The 15934-nt window shown below is 74.0% G+C and carries 13 protein-coding genes; 10 read left to right on the forward strand and 3 right to left on the reverse strand.

Features of this window, described 5'->3' with window-relative positions; genetic code table 11:
* Positions 1-306 precede the first annotated feature (306 nt).
* From ABEA15_RS03835 to ABEA15_RS03870, 8 genes are all read left to right on the forward strand, one after another.
* Positions 307-2172, forward strand: coding sequence for a PhoX family protein (locus ABEA15_RS03835; RefSeq protein ID WP_345555508.1), 1866 nt, complete (start codon positions 307-309; stop codon positions 2170-2172).
* Positions 2173-2580: 408 nt separating this feature from the next.
* Positions 2581-3138 (forward strand): histidine kinase, encoded by a 558-nt coding sequence (locus tag ABEA15_RS03840; RefSeq protein WP_344140907.1) that lies wholly within the window; start codon positions 2581-2583, stop codon positions 3136-3138.
* An 81-nt stretch (positions 3139-3219) separates the two neighbouring features.
* On the forward strand, positions 3220-4014 hold the full coding sequence (locus ABEA15_RS03845) for a DUF4097 family beta strand repeat-containing protein (protein ID WP_345555509.1): 795 nt from the start codon (positions 3220-3222) through the stop codon (positions 4012-4014).
* Between the two features lie 109 nt (positions 4015-4123).
* Entirely contained in the window at positions 4124-5086 is a 963-nt protein-coding gene (locus ABEA15_RS03850; RefSeq protein WP_345555510.1) for an ATP-binding cassette domain-containing protein, read from the forward strand.
* Between the two features lie 2 nt (positions 5087-5088).
* Entirely contained in the window at positions 5089-5916 is an 828-nt protein-coding gene (locus ABEA15_RS03855) for an ABC transporter permease (RefSeq protein ID WP_345555511.1), read from the forward strand.
* Between the two features lie 450 nt (positions 5917-6366).
* Positions 6367-6846 (forward strand): GbsR/MarR family transcriptional regulator, encoded by a 480-nt coding sequence (locus ABEA15_RS03860; protein WP_345555512.1) that lies wholly within the window; start codon positions 6367-6369, stop codon positions 6844-6846.
* A complete protein-coding gene (locus tag ABEA15_RS03865; RefSeq protein WP_345555513.1) occupies positions 6843-7709 on the forward strand; it encodes an SAM-dependent methyltransferase in 867 nt (288 codons plus the stop codon). Before ABEA15_RS03860 ends, ABEA15_RS03865 begins: the two co-directional genes overlap by 4 nt.
* Before the next feature lie 391 nt (positions 7710-8100).
* Positions 8101-10788: an ATP-binding protein gene (locus tag ABEA15_RS03870; RefSeq protein ID WP_345555514.1), complete on the forward strand. Its 2688-nt coding sequence runs from the start codon at positions 8101-8103 to the stop codon at positions 10786-10788.
* 131 nt (positions 10789-10919) lie between these two features.
* On the opposite strand, the gene ABEA15_RS03875 is transcribed toward ABEA15_RS03870, so the two are convergent.
* Positions 10920-11822, reverse strand: a complete 903-nt coding sequence (locus ABEA15_RS03875; RefSeq protein WP_345555515.1) for a MerR family transcriptional regulator — start codon at positions 11820-11822, stop codon at positions 10920-10922.
* Positions 11823-12312: 490 nt separating this feature from the next.
* Here ABEA15_RS03875 and ABEA15_RS03880 point away from each other — a divergent pair, with 490 nt between their 5' ends.
* Together ABEA15_RS03880 and ABEA15_RS03885 are read left to right on the forward strand one after the other, a co-directional pair.
* On the forward strand, positions 12313-12771 hold the full coding sequence (locus tag ABEA15_RS03880; RefSeq protein WP_344140894.1) for a MarR family transcriptional regulator: 459 nt from the start codon (positions 12313-12315) through the stop codon (positions 12769-12771).
* A complete protein-coding gene (locus ABEA15_RS03885) occupies positions 12768-14159 on the forward strand; it encodes an MFS transporter (protein WP_345555516.1) in 1392 nt (463 codons plus the stop codon). Before ABEA15_RS03880 ends, ABEA15_RS03885 begins: the two co-directional genes overlap by 4 nt.
* A 58-nt stretch (positions 14160-14217) precedes the next feature.
* Here ABEA15_RS03885 and ABEA15_RS03890 read toward each other — a convergent pair whose 3' ends face one another.
* Positions 14218-14535, reverse strand: a complete 318-nt coding sequence (locus ABEA15_RS03890; protein ID WP_344140892.1) for a DUF4387 family protein — start codon at positions 14533-14535, stop codon at positions 14218-14220.
* Entirely contained in the window at positions 14528-15904 is a 1377-nt protein-coding gene (locus ABEA15_RS03895; RefSeq protein WP_345555517.1) for an acyclic terpene utilization AtuA family protein, read from the reverse strand. The genes ABEA15_RS03890 and ABEA15_RS03895 overlap by 8 nt, the downstream gene beginning before the upstream one ends.
* Positions 15905-15934: the final 30 nt, after the last annotated feature.

Genomic DNA, 15934 nt, shown 5'->3' on the forward strand with positions numbered 1-15934 from the left:
TGCGCGTGCGGGCGGCCGGTCCGCGGACCGGCCGCCCGCACGCGGCGGTGGACAGCACCGGCTGGAACGCCCGGCCCCGGCCCGAGCGCTCCGCCCTACCGGCGGCCCGGGCACCGGCGCCGACCCGCGGGCCGCATGCGGCCGCGCGCCCCCGCACGGGGGCGGGCGCCGCACAGGTCGGACGGGGACGGCTCCGCTCGGCGTTCACGTCCGTGTGGCGGGCAGGCCACCTCGGCTCCCTACCGTTGCCAGCGCCCCCGGCCGCGCTGACCTGCGCGGTCCACCTCCCCGCGGTTGGAGCCCCTCGTGCACCCTGAAACGCCGAACACACCCCCGCTCTCCGAGCTCGCCGAGCGCCGGCTGTCCCGCCGGACGGCCATGGCGGGGGGCCTCGCCGCCGCGGCCGGGGCCTTCTTCGGTACCGCGGCGCCCGCGGCGGCGGACGCCCCCGGCGGGGCGGGCGGCGCCGCCGCCCACGGCCCGCGGCGGCGGCTGCTCGGGTTCGAGCCGGTCGAACCCGGCGTCGCCGACGAGGTCGTGCTGCCCGACGGGTACGAGTACCACGTGCTCTTCCCGTGGGGCCACCCGATCGTCCCCTCCGGCCCCGCGTTCTCCGAGGACGCCGGCAACAGCGCGGCCGACCAGGCCCGCCAGGCGGGCGACCACCACGACGGCATGTGGTACTTCCCGCTGAGGGGCAGCCGCTCCGGCCTGCTCTGCGTCAATCACGAGGCCACGACCGAGCGGCTGCTGCACACCGGCGGCGAGGCCGACTGGACGCCGGAGAAGACGGCCAAGTCCATGGCCGCGCACGGGGTCTCGGTGATCGAGGTCGAGCAGGGCCGCCGCGGCGAGTGGAGGCTGGCCGAGTCGCGCTACGCCCGCCGGGTGACCATGTCCACGCCCGCCGAGATCACCGGCCCGGCGGCGGGACACGCCCTGATGCGCACCGGCGCCGACCCCGAGGGCGTGCGCGTGTTGGGCACGCTGAACAACTGCGCCAGCGGGCCGACGCCCTGGCACACCTACCTGACGTGCGAGGAGACCACCAACAAGTACTTCTACCCCGGCGAGGAGGCACCGCCCGCCGGGTCGCCCCAGGAGCGCTACGGCATCGGCTCGGAGAGCCCGTACCCGTGGTACACCACCGACGAGCGGTTCGACATGCGGGCGGAGCCCAACGAGTACCTCCGGTTCGGCTGGGTGGTGGAGGTCGACCCCTTCGACCCGGAGTCCGCGCCGAAGAAGCGGACGGCCCTGGGCCGGATGGAGCACGAGAACGCCGTCGTCGTCCGCGGCCGCCGCGGCGAGGCCGTCGTCTACATGGGCGACGACAGCCAGTTCGACTACTTCTACAAGTTCGTCGGCGCCGAGCCGATCGGCAGGGCGCGCGCGCACGGCCGGAGTCCGCTGGACGAGGGCACCCTCTACGTCGCCAGGTTCGAGGAGGACGGTTCGGGCGCGTGGCTGCCGCTGGTGCACGGCGAACCCGGCCTGACCGAGGCCGACGGCTTCGCCGACCAGGCCGAAGTCCTGGTCTACACCCGGCTGGCCGCCGACGCGGCGGGCGCGACGCCGATGGACCGCCCGGAGTGGTGCACCGTGCAGCCCGGAACCGGAGCGGTGTTCTTCACCTGCACGAACAACACGGCCCGGACCGAGACGGTGAACCCGGCGAACCCGCGGCTGGACAACCGCTACGGCCACATCATGAAGATCGACGAGCACCGCGGCCCCGCCGCCGAGAAGTTCGACTGGGACGTCTTCCTGCTCGCCGGCGACGAGGCCAGCGGCGCCACCGTGCCGCCGGACCAGGCGTTCGGCTCGCCGGACGGGCTCTGGTTCGACGCCGACGGGCGGCTGTGGATCCAGACCGACGGCACCCAGCCGCAGGTCGACGGCGCCGACCAGAACAACCAGATGCTGGCGGCCGACACCCGCAGGGGCGACATCCGCCGGTTCCTGGTCGGCCCGCCCGACTGCGAGATCACCGGCATCACCGCCACGCCGGACGGCCGGTCCCTGTTCGTGAACATCCAGCACCCCGGCGACTCGGGTACCCCGGAGGACCCGCGGGCGGGCTCGAACTGGCCCGACTTCAGCCGGACCGGCCGCCCCCGCTCCGCGACCATCGTCATCACCCGCGAGGACGGCGGGGTGATCGGCGGCTGACCCCGGACCGCGGAAGCGGGCCCGCGCACCCGAAGGGGCGTGCGGGCCCGCACCCGGACCGCCGGCGGTCCCGCCCGGCCGAGGGCTCGGGCGCCGGTCCGCAGGTCCGCGCGCCCGATGTCCATTCCGGGCAGGACGCGGTCCAGCAGGCGCGGTGGCCACCAGGGCGCTCCGCCGATGAGCGCCATCACCGCCGGAACGAGTCCTGGCGGGGAACGCGTCCGCCGGGTCGCCGACCGCCGGGACGCCGTCCGCCGGGGCGAAGGCCGCGGGCTGGATCGCGGCGTCGTCGCCGGCGACGAACGACCCGGCGTGGGGCGAGGCCGGCGCAAGGGTGGCGCCGGGATGGTGTCATATTCATGGGAATGACGCTTGACGTGACGTCATCCATGACGTCATTATGAGGTCATGGATTTGATGCCGTATGTGGACACCCTCCGCCGCCAGCTCGTGGCGGCCGCCGAAGCCGGGGGCGAGGACACCCGGGCGATCGCGGAGCGCCTGACCGCGGCGCTGGAGCCGGCTGCGCGCCTGGCCCTGATGGACGCGCTGTCCGACGCCGCGGACGAGATCACCCGCGACTTCGCGCCGGGGTCGGTCGAGGTCCGGCTGCGCGGGGGTCAGACTGACTTCATCGTGACGTCACCCGCGAACGAGGAGTCGTTCGGCGACTCCGGCCTCGGCCCCGCAACGGCACAGCACTCTCCGGCGGACGCCGCGGCCGAGGCCCGGCCGCCCGCGGGCGCGCTCCCGCCGGACGCCGACGAAGGCGGCACGTCGCGCGTCACCCTGCGGCTGCCGGACCACCTCAAGCCGCGCGTCGAGGAGGAGGCGCGCCGCGAAGGGCTCTCGGTGAACGCCTGGCTGGTACGCGCGGTGTCCGCCGCGCTCGACCCCGGGCCCCGCCGCACCGCTCCGGGCCCGAGCCGCCCGGTCGGGCGCGGCTACACCGGCTGGGTCCGCTGACCGCACCCGGCTTCACCCACCACCACTGACACGTCTCCCACCAGCGGAGACGCCCACCAGCGCCATGAGCGGGAGACACCCATGCCGAATTTCGACACCCCCGAACCGATCACCGCCGAGATCGACCTTGCGGTCGGCACCGTCCAGATCAACGCCGGCGACCGCGGCGACACGAACGTCGAGGTCCGTCCGCGCGACCCGGGGAAGGACGCCGACGTCCGCGTCGCCGAGGAGATCCGGGTCGAGTTCGCCGGCGACGTACTGCTGGTACACGACCCCGGGACCACCGGCCTGAGCCGGCTGCTGCGCAAAGGCGTGGTCGACGTGACTGTCGACCTGCCGGCCGGCTCGCGAATCCAGGCCGACCTCCGCGACGCCGGCCTCCGCTGCGAGGGCCGGCTGGGCGCGGCCAGGATCACCGCATCCACCGGCAACGTCACCCTGGACCGGATGACCGGAAACGCCGAGATCACCTCCACGCACGGCCGGGTCCGCGTCCAGGAGATCGACGGCGCCGCCGCGGTGCGGACGTCCAACGGCGCCATCGCCCTCGGCACGGTGACCGGCAGGCTGCGGACGAACTCCGCCCACGGCGACATCACCGTCGAGCGCGCACTGTCCTCCGTCACGGCCAGGACCGCGCACGGCAGCGTCCGGATCGGCGAGGTGGTCCGCGGCGAGGTCGACCTGGAGACCTCCTACGGGGAGGTGGAGGTCGGCATCCGCGAGGGCACCGCCGCCTGGCTGGACACCGGATCCAAGCACGGCAGCACGACCAGCTCGCTGGAAGCGGCCGAGGAGCCGGGCCCCGCCGAGGAGACCGTCGAGGTCCGCGCCCGCAGCACCTACGGCGACATCGTCGTCCGGCGCGCCTGAACGCGCCGCCGATCCGCCCCGCACGCCGGTGCGCCCCTGCGCACCGGCGGCCCCACACGAACCCGATCACCCCGTCCCGCACCCGCGGGAACCGAGAAGCGAGGCAGCAATGACCCCACACCCGCCCCCGGCGGCCATCACGGCCACCGGCCTGCGAAAGACCTTCGGCGACCACGTCGTCCTGGACGGCATCGACCTGGACGTCCCCGCCGGGACGATCTTCTCGCTGCTGGGGCCCAACGGCGCCGGCAAGACCACCGTCGTGAAGATCCTGTCCACGCTGACCGCCGCCGACGGCGGTCGGGCGCGCATCCTCGGCCACGACCTGGCCGCCGAGCCCGACGCGGTGCGTGCCGCGATCGGCGTCACCGGCCAGTACGCGGCGGTGGACGGGCTCCTCACCGGCGAGGAGAACCTGATGCTGATGGGCAACCTGCACCGGCTGGGCCGCCGGCGCGCCCGGCGGCGCACGGCCGACCTGCTGGAGCGGTTCGACCTGGTCGACGCGGCCGGGAAGCCGGCCTCCACCTACTCGGGCGGCATGCGCCGCCGACTCGACCTGGCGATGACCCTGATGGGCGAGCCCCGGCTCATCTTCCTCGACGAACCGACCACCGGACTGGACCCCCGCAGCCGCCGCGGCATGTGGGACATCACCCGCGAACTGGTCGCCGACGGCGTCACCGTCTTTCTCACCACCCAGTACCTGGAGGAGGCCGACCGGCTCGCCGACCGGATCGCGGTCCTCGACCACGGCAGCATCGTGGCGCAGGGCACGGCCGACGAGCTCAAGCGCCGCATCCCCGGCGGCCACATCCGCCTGCGGTTCGCCGCGGCCCACGCCCTGGACGCGGCATCCCGCACCCTCGGCGGGGCGCGCGACGACGCCGCGCTGGCGCTCCAGGTTCCCAGCGACGGCGGCGTCGAGTCGCTGCGGGCACTGCTCGACCGCGCCGACGCCGCGTCGATCGAGATCGAGGAGCTGTCGGTGCACACCCCCGACCTCGACGACGTCTTCCTCGCCCTCACCGGCCACTCCAGCACCGCGGACAACGAAGCGAAGGCGGCCTGACGATGAACACCCTCACCCGCGCCACCAGCGACTCGGCCACGATGGTCGGCCGCCAGTTGCGGCACATGAGGCGCTACCCCTCACTCACGATCATGCTCGCGGGCATGCCGATCGTCATGCTGCTGCTGTTCGTCTACGTCTTCGGCGGCGCCATGGGCGCTGGACTCGGCGACGCAGCCGCCGGCCCGGGCAACTCGGGCGGCACGGGCGGCGCCGGCGGACGCGCCGCCTACCTCGACTACATCGTCCCCGGGATTCTGCTGATCGCCGTGGCGATGGTCGCCCAGGGGACCGCGATCGCGGTGGCCACGGACATGACCGAAGGCGTCATCGCCCGGTTCCGCACCATGGACATCGCCCGCGTCTCCGTGCTGACCGGACATGTCGTCGGGGCACTCGTGCAGACGGTGGTCGCCGTAACGATCGTCGTCGGGGTGGCGCTGCTCCTCGGGTTCCGGCCGAGCGCCGGCCCCCTGGACTGGCTCGCGGCCGCCGGTCTGCTTGCGGCGGTCGCCTTCGCCCTGACCTGGCTGACGGTCGCGCTGGGCCTGGTCTCCGACAGCGTCGAGACCGCGAGCAACACCCCCATGCCGCTGATGTTCCTGCCCTTCCTCTCCAGCGGGTTCGTGCCCACCGACACCCTGCCGACGGGGCTGCGGTGGTTCGCCGAGTACCAGCCCTTCACCCCCATGAGCGAGGCCCTGAGAGGGCTGCTCATGGGCACGGGGGCCGGCGACAGCGCGGTGCCGGCCCTGGCCTGGTGCGCCGTCATCGCGCTGGCCTCCTACATCTGGGCCAAGCGCCTCTACAACCGCCGCTCCGCCGGTTAGCGGCACACCGCCGGGCCGCCCGCGAACACGGCGAGCGCCCCCGGCCGCGACGGCGGCCGGGGACGCTCGCCGCGCGTTTGCCGGTCGTCCGCGGCCGGTCGCCGCTCCCGCCGGTCACCCGCCCGTTTCCGGGCCGGACGAGGACCTCGGGCACACGCCGTCCGTCCGTCGCCCGACGGCCGGGCGCGGCGCCGGGCTGGAGCGCCCGGGGCTCCGGCGGTTCCGGTCGTTGCGCTCCCTGCGTACCGGTGATGGCGGCTCTCGCCACGGACACCCGCACGCCGGTCCGCTCGGAGGGAGCTTCCGAACCGAGGCGAGGGCTCTTTCATGCGGCCGGGTCCCGTCGGGTCGGCGGCCGGTGCACGCGGTCCGGTGGCAATGCCAGTGGTTGCAATGCCAGTGGTTTCAGCACATACTGAAATTCCTGGCATCTTGAAGGAGGAGAGCGCGGTGTCGGAAAGCGGCTCACCCGGCTGGGAGGACACGCTCGCCTGGGTCGAGCGGGTCGCGACGATCTTCAGTGCGGACGGGATCCCGCCGATCGCCGGGCGGACCCTGGGGTGGCTGATGATCTGCGACCCGCCGGAGCAGTCCGCCGGGCAGATCAGCACCGCGATCGGGGCCAGCCGCGCCTCGCTGACCACGAACCTGCGCATGCTGACGACGATGGAGCTGGTCAGCCGGCGCACCCGCGCCGGCGAGCGCACGGTCTACTACCGCGTCGACGACGACGCCTGGTACAAGGTCGTCCAGCGGCAGATCGCCGGTGTGGCGTCCTATGTGGAGGTCGCCCGGGACGGCATGGACCTGGTCGGCCCCGACACCCCGCGCGCCGCGCGCGTCCGCGAGTCCCACCGGGTCCTGTCCTGGCTGGTGCGGGTGTTCGCCGACGCGCCGCCGCCTCCTTCCGAAACGGAGGACCGCTCATGAGCAGCCCGGAGGCCCAAACCGCGGACGGCCCTATGGCGATCGTCGCGGCCGAGCAGTTCGAGGAGCGCCCGCTGATCCGCGACCCCCTCGCGTACCGGTTCCTGACCGGCGGCGCGCGGTGGTTCGCCGCCGCCAACCGGTGGGGCCCTGTGCGCCGGTGGACGATCCGCAGCATGGAGAAGCGAATGCCGGGGCTGTGGGCGAACATCGTCTGCCGCAAGCGCTACGTGGACGACCGGCTGCTCGAAGCCGCGGAGTCGGGCGTCGACGCGGTGGTGATCCTCGGCGCGGGCTTCGACGACCGCGCCTACCGGCTGGCCGCACTCGAGGGGACGCCGGTCTTCGAGGTCGACCTCCCGGAGAACGTCGACCGCAAGCGGGCCGCGCTGCACCGGGTCTACGGCGCGGTCCCCGCGTCGGTGACCCTGGTCCCCGTCGACTTCCAGACGCAGGCGCTCGCCGACGTGCTCGCCGAGCACGGCTACCGGCCCGAGTGGCGCACCTTCTTCGTCTGGGAGGCGGTCACCCAGTACCTGACCGAGGAGGGCGTCCGGGCGACGTTCGGCTTCCTCGCCGCCGCCCCGGCGGGCAGCCGGCTCGCCTTCACCTACGTGCACCGGGACTTCCTCGACGGGACCGACGCCTTCGGCGCCGGGGCCGCCTACGAGAAGTGGGTGGTGCGGGAGCGGATCTGGCGCTTCGGCATGCGCCCGGAGGAGGTCGGCGGGTTCCTCGCCGAGTACGGCTGGCGCGAGCTGGACCAGGCGGGGGAGGAGGAGTTCGCCGCCCGCTACGTCGCACCGACCGGGCGCGCACTGCGCACCACCGACGTGGAGCGCTCGGTCGCAGCCGAGAAGGCCTGAGGCCCGCCGGGGCGAGCCGGCCGCGTCCCCGACCGCGCTTGCCGGGTGCGGCGCTGCCGGTGTACCCGCCGAGGTCGGATATCAGCTTGGTCAGCTCGGGGTCGGCCTCGTAGCGGCGCCGGTGCAGCGCCGCGATCCTGGCGCCCATCCCGGGGTCCGGGCCGGTCGGCGAACGCCTCTTCCATCGCCGGAAGGCCGGGGCGATGATCGCCGGCGCCATGACCGCCAGTGCGGCCGAGGCGAGGATCGTGCCGCGGGCGAGGGAGGCGGCGGGAGCCGCGCGGTCGGCTCGGATCGCCATGCCCCGACGATCGCCCCGGCGGACCCGCCTTCGCGTCGGCGAGGATCGCCTATCCGCCCGCGCGTCGGCGATCCGCATATCGTTTTTTCTATGCCAACGCCGCCTTCCCCCGCGCTCGTCGGCAGGCGCGAGGAGACCGCCCGCCTCGACACCATGCTCGACGCGGCGGACCGCGGTGCGGGCGGCGTGCTCGTTCTCCGCGGCGATCCGGGCATCGGCAAGAGCGCGCTGCTGGACCACGCCGTCCACACGGCCTCGACGGGCTTCCGGTTGATCCGCGCCTCCGGATCGGAGTTCGAGAGCGAACTGCCGTTCGCGGCGCTGCACCAGCTGTGCGTGTCGGTGCTCGGGCACCTCGACGAGCTGGAGGAGCCCTACCGCAACGCCCTGCGCGTCGCGTTCGGCCTGGCCGGCGGTGCGCCGGACCCGTCCCGCGTCGGCCTCGCCGCACTCGGCCTGCTGGGCGCCGCGGCGAAGGAGCGTCCGCTGCTGTGCGTCGTCGACGACGCGCACTGGCTGGACACCGCCTCGGCGAGGGCGCTGGTGTTCTTGGCCAGGCGCATCGCGGCGGAGCCGATCGCGATGGTGGTCGCGACCCGCGGCGAAGGCTCCGCCCGCGCGCTCGACGAGCTGCCCGAACTGGCGGTCGGCGGTCTGAGCGACGCGGACTCGCGCGCGCTGCTGGCCGCCGGGAAGGCCGGGACGCTCGACGAGCGCGTGCGCGAGCGCATCCTCGCCGAGGCGCGCGGGAACCCGCTGGCGCTGATCGAACTGCCCAAGGCCGGCGGCTTCGCGCTGCCGACCCCGTCGCCGGTCGCGAACCGGATCGAGGCGAGTTTCCAGGCCAGGCTGGCGGGCCTGTCCGCGCAGACGCGGCTGCTGCTGACCCTCGCGAGCGCCGATCCGACCGGCGATCCGGCCCTGTTGTGGACGGCGGCCCGGCGGTCCGACATCGACGTGCCCGCCGCGAGCGGCGCCGCCGAAGCCTCCGATCTGGTGCGGTTCGACACGCGCGCACGGTTCTGCCACCCGCTGGCGCGCTCGGCCGTATACCGCGCGGCCGACCCGGAGTGGCGCCGCGCGGCGCACCTGGCCCTGGCCGACGCCGTCGACCCCGTCGCGGCACCGGACCGGCGGGCCTGGCACCGCGCTCAGGCCGCCGGCGGGCCGGACGAACAGGTCGCCGCGGAACTGGAGTCGTCGGCCGCGCGGGCGCAGTCGCGCGGGGGCGTCGCGGCCGCAGCCGCCTTCCTCGAACGCGCGGCGGCGCTCTCCCGCGACCCCGGCAAGCAGACCGAGCGCGCACTCGCGGCCGCGCGGGCCGCGGTCGAGGCCGGCGAGCCCGACTCGGCGGCGGATCTGCTGGCCGGCATCGGCACCGAGGCGCTGGACGACCTCCAGCACGCGTCCGCCGATCTGCTGCGCGGGCAGATCGCGCTCGTCTCAGGCGCGGACGGGGCCGCCAGCGGGCCGGAGTTCATCCTGCGGGCGGCGCGGCGGCTCGCCGAGGTGGATCCGGAGCGGTCGCGGGCGTGCTACGTGTCGGCGCTGGAGACGGGGCTGGTCGTCAGCAGAGCCGACGGGGTGATGGAGCGCGTGCTCGACGCGGCCCGCTCGGCGCCGCCGGCGTTGCGGCCTCCGGACCTGCTGGACGCGCTGGTGCTGCTGAGCACCGAGGGCCACCACGCGAGCGTGCCGGCGCTTAGGCGGGTTCTCACCGGCGGCGACGCCGGCTGGAGCCGAGTTCCGGCGCTGGCCACGATGGTCGCGGGCGAGCTGTGGGACCTCGACCTGCACGCGTCGATCGTCGAGTGGCTGGTACGGACCGGGCAGGACACGGGATCACCGCTCACCGTCCGGCTCGGTCTGTCGCAGGCGGCGATGTCCGCGGTGCTCACCGGCGACTTCGGCCGGGCGATGGGCGCGATCGCCGAGGAGGAGGCGATCGCCGACGCCCTCGGCGACGTGCCGCAGCTGTATCCGCGGGTGCAGCTGGCGGCGATGCGCGGCCGCCGCCGAGAGGCGCTCGACCTGTTCGCCGACGCGGCGAGGCGGGGGATCGGCCAGCTGGCCGCGAACACCGACGGGGCCGCAGCCGTGCTGTACAACGGCCTGGGCGACTACCCGGCCGCGCTGGACGCGGCCCGGCGCGCCGTGGCGGGCGGCGAGCTCTTCCGGGCCGGCTTCGCGCTGCCCGAGCTGGTGGAGGCCGCGGTCCGGTGCGGCGAGGCCTCCGTCGCGGAGTCGGCGCTCGCGTCCCTGACGGAGCGCACGACGCCCTCGGGAACCGACGTCGCCCTCGGCGTCGCCGCCGGCGCGCGGGCGCTGGTCCGCGGCACGGAGGACGACTACCGGGAGTCCGTCGAGCACCTGGCGCGCAGCCCGCTGGCGCCCGATCTCGCGCGGGCGCATCTGCGGTTCGGTGAGTGGCTGCGCCGTGCGGGCCGCCGCCGCGACGCGCGCGAGCACCTGCGCACCGCACACGAGCGGCTGTCGCGGATCGGCATGGAGGCGTTCGCCCGGCGGGCGGCCACCGAGCTGCGCGCCACCGGAGAGGTGGTTGCGGGCCGCTCGGAGCACGCCTACGACCGCCTGACCATGCAGGAGATGCACATCGCCCGCCACGTCGCCGCGGGAGCGACGACGAAGGAGGTCGCCGCGCGCCTGTTCCTCAGCCCGCGGACGATCGACGCCCATCTGCGCAGCATCTTCCGCAAGCTCGGTATCACCTCCCGCAGGCAGCTCAGGGGCATGCCGGACATCGGAGCAGCGCACTAGAGCCCGCACGACCGGCCGCAGCCCTCACCGAGGACCGCGACCCGCACGGCCGCCTCGCAGCGGACGGCGAACTCGACGCCCCGCCGACCGGCGGCGCGGCCGGCACCGCCGTCGGCGGACTAAGCCGTGTCTCAGGTAGCGGGTGAGTCTTGGGCGGATAGCTCTTCGGCAAGTTCCATGCAGCGCAGGCGGGCCGGGGAGAAGTCGTAGGGCATCTTGCCGGTGGCTTCGAACGCGCTCATGGAGTCGGCCTCCCGCCTGCCGGAGCTGAGGTCGGCCTCGTCATCGGCGGTGGCGGGATGCGACGTGTCCCAGGCGTCGCAGAGGGCATCGTCGTCCTTGCCCAGGCCGGACTCCTCGATGACGGCCTGCAGGGCGCTTTCGAAGGCGTGCCGCTGGACGGCCACGTGAGCCACCCGTGGATCATCGACGGCGACGCTGTCATCGAGTGCCTCCTCGGCGTCGTCGATGCGGTCGGAATCCTCCCGCAGAGTGGGATGCGTGGCCAGGACGACGAAGCGGGTGGCCTGGACGGCCGCGCCGAGCGGGCCGAAGATCCGCTCAGTGACCAGCAGGCTGTCCAGGTCCGCCTGACGCAGGGAGCCCTCGGGCAGCCTCTTGAGGCGTTCGGTGACGACGTCGGAGAGCAGGCCCATCCGGCTGCCTTCGGTGCGCATCCGCTGCACGGCGGTCCGTTGCCGCCGCAGTTCCGCCTCCTGCTCGGCGAGGGTCTCCTCCAACCGTTCCAGGGTGCCCGCGATGCCGTCTCCGCTGTCCGCACCGGCGGACGCCATGCCGATGTCGAAGGCGTCGCGGATGTCGTCCAGGGCGATCCCGGCGTCGGCCATCCTGCGAATCCACAGCAGGCGGATCATGTCCTCGTATCCGTAGCGGCGGCGGTCATCGCCGCCCCGCTCGGGCTCGGGGAGCAGCCCGATCTCGTGGTAATGGCGAATCGCCCGTGGCGTGGTGCCGGCGAAGGCCGCCGCGTCGCCGATCTTGACCCGGCGGGGTGGCATGAAAGACGAGTGCATGAGCAGGGACCTCTCCTCACGGGACCGGGACGTAGGTCCACCGGACCACATGCCGCTACGGAAGGTGCAACCCCATGGGCTCCGCCCCGCGCCGACGCCGGGAAACGCGCCCCTTCCTCCGTGATGAGCGTAGGGCGGTCGTTTTCCTGCTGGGGCATCCGCACGACGGCAGGCCAAGGGTTCACAGCCACTGATGAATCGCCGCGACCCGAACCGTCGCCGGGTTCGAGGACAACGACCCCTGCCTGAAGCAGCACGGGTACTGACTCCGGAACACGGTCACCGGCCCGCCCGCATTCCGTCCGCTGTTCCGTGGCCGGGCCGGGGCCCGGGCGGCGGCCGCCCGCCGCGGGAAGGCCGCAAGGCCGCGAGGCGTACCGCGGCGACGCCCACCGCTCCCGCTTCGTACCGCCGTTCACCACGCGTACGACGGCGGAGAATTTCGACACATAAAGGTGCACACCTTAGGGTGTCGATTTAGGCTGAGTGCATGAACGACACGGAAGACACCATCAGCGAGACCGCGGAGCAGGCCGCCGCCGACGTGTGGGTGGTGGCCGGCCGGCTGCGCCGCCGACTGCGCTCCCTCGAAGGCGTCGACGGAGGCGGCGACCTCTCGGCTGCACAGGCGTCCGTCCTGCGCCGCCTGGTCAAGCAGGGGCCGGCCTCCGCCAGCGCGTTGGCGGCGGCCGAGGGCGTCCGACCGCAGTCGATCGCCAAGATCGTCGTCGTCCTGGAGGACGCGGGCCTCGTCGAGCGCGCCCCCGACCCCGATGACGGCCGGCGCCTGGTGGTCAGCCTGACCGAGGCGGGGCGCGAGTACCGGCAGGACGACCGGCGGGCCAGGCAGGCGTGGCTGGCCCGAGCACTGCAGGAGCACGGCGACGACGAGGAGATCCGGGCCGTGGTCACGGCCATGGCCCTGCTTGACCGCGTGGCCCGGGCGTGAGGAGGTTCCTGCGGCGCCTGCGCCGGGGACGGACCACTGTTCCCGAAAGCTTCGACTACCGCCTGGTCACACCGATGGTGCTGGGCTCGATCCTGAACCCGATCAACTCGTCGATGCTCGCGGTGGCGCTGATCCCGATCGGGCGGGCCTTCGACGCGCCGCCCGCGCAGACCGCGTGGCTGGTCACCGGCCTCTACCTCGCCACGGCCGTGGGCCAGCCGGTCATCGGCCGGCTCGTCGACGCGTTCGGGCCGCGCCGGCTCTACCTCGCGGGCACGGCGCTGGTCGGGTTCGCCGGCCTGGTGGCCGTGTTCGCGCCCAACCTGTGGGTCCTCGTCGCCACCCGGGTGCTGCTCGGGTTCGGCACGTCGGCGGCGTACCCGGCCTCGATGTCCCTGCTGCGCACCGAGGCCGACCGCACCGGCGTGCACAGCCCCAGCCGCATCCTGGCCACACTCACGGTCTCCAACCAGATCGTCACGGTCGCCGGACCGACCCTCGGCGGCCTGCTGGTCGGGGCGGGCGGCTGGCACCTGATCTTCGCGCTCAACGTCCCGCTGGCGGCGGCCTGCCTCGTCCTGGGCACGCTGCGCCTGCCCGCGGGCGGTGCCGTGCCCTCCGGCGTGCGCACCGACGTCCTCGGCATGGTGCTGTTCGCCGGATCGCTCACCGCGCTCATGCTGTTCGTGATGGACCCGGCGGCCGGGCGCTGGTACCTGCCGGCGGTCGGAGCGGCGGCGGGCGCGCTGTTCGTCCGCCGGGAACTCGCCGCCACGCGCCCGTTCATCGACCTGCGGGTCCTCGGCGGCAACCGTCCGCTTCTGGCCACCTACGCCCGGCAGTTCCTCGCCTACACGGTCACCTACACGTTCCTCTACGGCTACAGCCAGTGGCTGCAGGACGGCCGCGGCATCGACCCCGCGTCGGCCGGCCTTCTGCAGTTGCCGATGGCGCTGGCCGCCATCGCGATCACCGTCCCCGCGGGCCGGAACGCGAAGGTGCGCGGCAAGCTGGTGGCCGGATCCCTGATCCAGCTCGCCGGCTGCGCCTGCCTGCTCCTGCTCACCTCGGACAGCCCGGCCTGGCTGCTGCTCGTGCTCGCCACCGTCTTCGGCGTCCCCCACGGGCTCAACAGCCTGGCCAACCAGAACGCGCTGTATGCGCAGGCCGACCCCGAGCGCATGGGCGCGTCGGCCGGGCTGCTGCGGACCTCCACCTACTTCGGTGCGCTGCTCTCCTCGGCGGTGACCGCCGCGTTCTTCCAGGACGGCGCCACCACCGCCGGAATGCACGGCCTGGCCTGGCCGATGATCGGCGCGGCGGCGCTGTTCCTGGTCGCGAGCGTCGCGGACCGGTCGCTGAACCGCGTCGGCCGCGACGCCACCTGAGCCCGTCCGGGTCCGGCGGCGCCGCGGCCGCACGGGGGAGCCGCCGCGCTCCCGCCGGTCAGGCGCCGGGCGGGACCAGCACGGCCAGCGGCACGTGGTGCTGCCCCCTGTGGACGTCGCGGTCCCGGAGCCCGCCCTGGGCAATGGTGCGGGGGAAGGAGATCTTGACGACGTTGAGCGAGGCGATGCGGAAGAACCGGACCTCCTGCGCCGGAACGCCGTAGAGCCGGGCGACCACCTCCTCGTTCAGGAAGTCGGCGTCGGCGGCCGCGGCATAGCCGTCCGCGTCGCGCATGAACAGCTCCACGGTGACCCAGAACGGGCCGGCGTTCTTCGAGCGGACCTCCAGAGCGAGGTCGCCCAGGGTCTCAGGCATCGGCGGTGGCCTTTCGGTACTCGGTGCGGAACAGGGCCGTCGGGCTCTCGGCGTCGACGGTGTGGTTGAGGACGAACTCGTAGGCCGGCCCCCGTTCGGTCTCGGCGGGGGAGAAGGGGAACGCCAGGCTCGGCAGGTAGTCCATGTCGGCGGTGGGCAGGTGCAGCATGAGCGGGTTGGCGACCTTCGCGACGGCCGTGGCCGTGGCCTGGTCCGACGCGCGGACCAGCAGCATCACGCCGACCTCGCGTGCGGGGCCGGTGGCCGGGTCGCGCTCTTGGAGGACCGCGTTGTGCCCGTAGAGCCGGATGTCCACCGCGTAGTCCGCGGGGTCGAGGCCGAGGGTCCGCCCGACGCGGTCGGTGAGCACCTCGTGCAGCAGCGCGGCCCAGTCCTCGATCCCGGCCAGGAGGTGGGGGTCGCGGATCGCGGAGAAGGACATGGTCTCGTAGCCGCTGAGCCGGGCCCCTTCGAGCTTGATCGTGTGCTGCTCGGCCGGCTCGAACACCGAGCCCTCCACCCGCACGGTCCGGTCGTCGACCGCGCGGTAGGTCGCCGCCGTCACGTCGAGCGTGCCGGCCGGCTCGCGCATCCGGAACGGGTCGGCGGTCTCGTAGAGCATGTGGGCCGCCACCGAGTTCGGGGTGCAGGAGACCGCCGGGTCGAGCGGCTCGATGGTGAAACCGTGGTGGTCGACGGTGGCGAACACGCCTCCGGAGCGCGGGTCGGTGGTGGACTGGCCGCCGCATTCGACGATTTTCGCGGCGTGCCAGGTCGGTCCGGGCGGCATGCCGTGCATCAGCGGGTAGGCGGCCGCGAGGGCGGTGTCGGTGGCGCGCCCGGCCAGGACGACGTCGGCGCCGCCGCGCAAGGCGGCCGCGATCGGCTCGTGGCCCATCATGCCGACGATGTGCGTGCACTCGCGCAGCGTGTCCGGCCGGAGGTCGCCCATCGGCGGCAGCGGGCGGATCGCCCCGGCGGCGAGCCGCCCGCTGAGGTGGTCGGGGTCCTGCTCGCTGTAGACGGCGGCGACGGCCAGGTCGAGCCCGTCCTCGGCGATGATGTCGGCGGTGATGCCGGCGACCCAGTCGACGCCGCTGTCGGTCCCGGCGGTGCCGCAGGAGCCGACGATGAGCGGGATGGACGACCGCGCGGCCGCGTTCAGCAGAATCCGCATGTCGGCGGCGACGGCGGCGCGGGTGGTCTTGGGTGTGCCCGACCCGAGGTAGTGGGGTCCGGAGTCGGTGGACCCGCCGTCGATCGCGATGACGTCGGCGCCGAGGGCGAGGCCGCGCTCCACCGTCTCGGGCGGGAACCCCGCCCCCAGCATGCCCGTGGGTACCAGGATGCGCACTGCGGTGTCGTTCACGTGGTCACTCCTTGTCATGGTCGGACGTGG

The sequence above is a fragment of the Streptomonospora halophila genome (assembly GCF_039542725.1).
Lineage (GTDB): Bacteria > Actinomycetota > Actinomycetes > Streptosporangiales > Streptosporangiaceae > Streptomonospora > Streptomonospora halophila.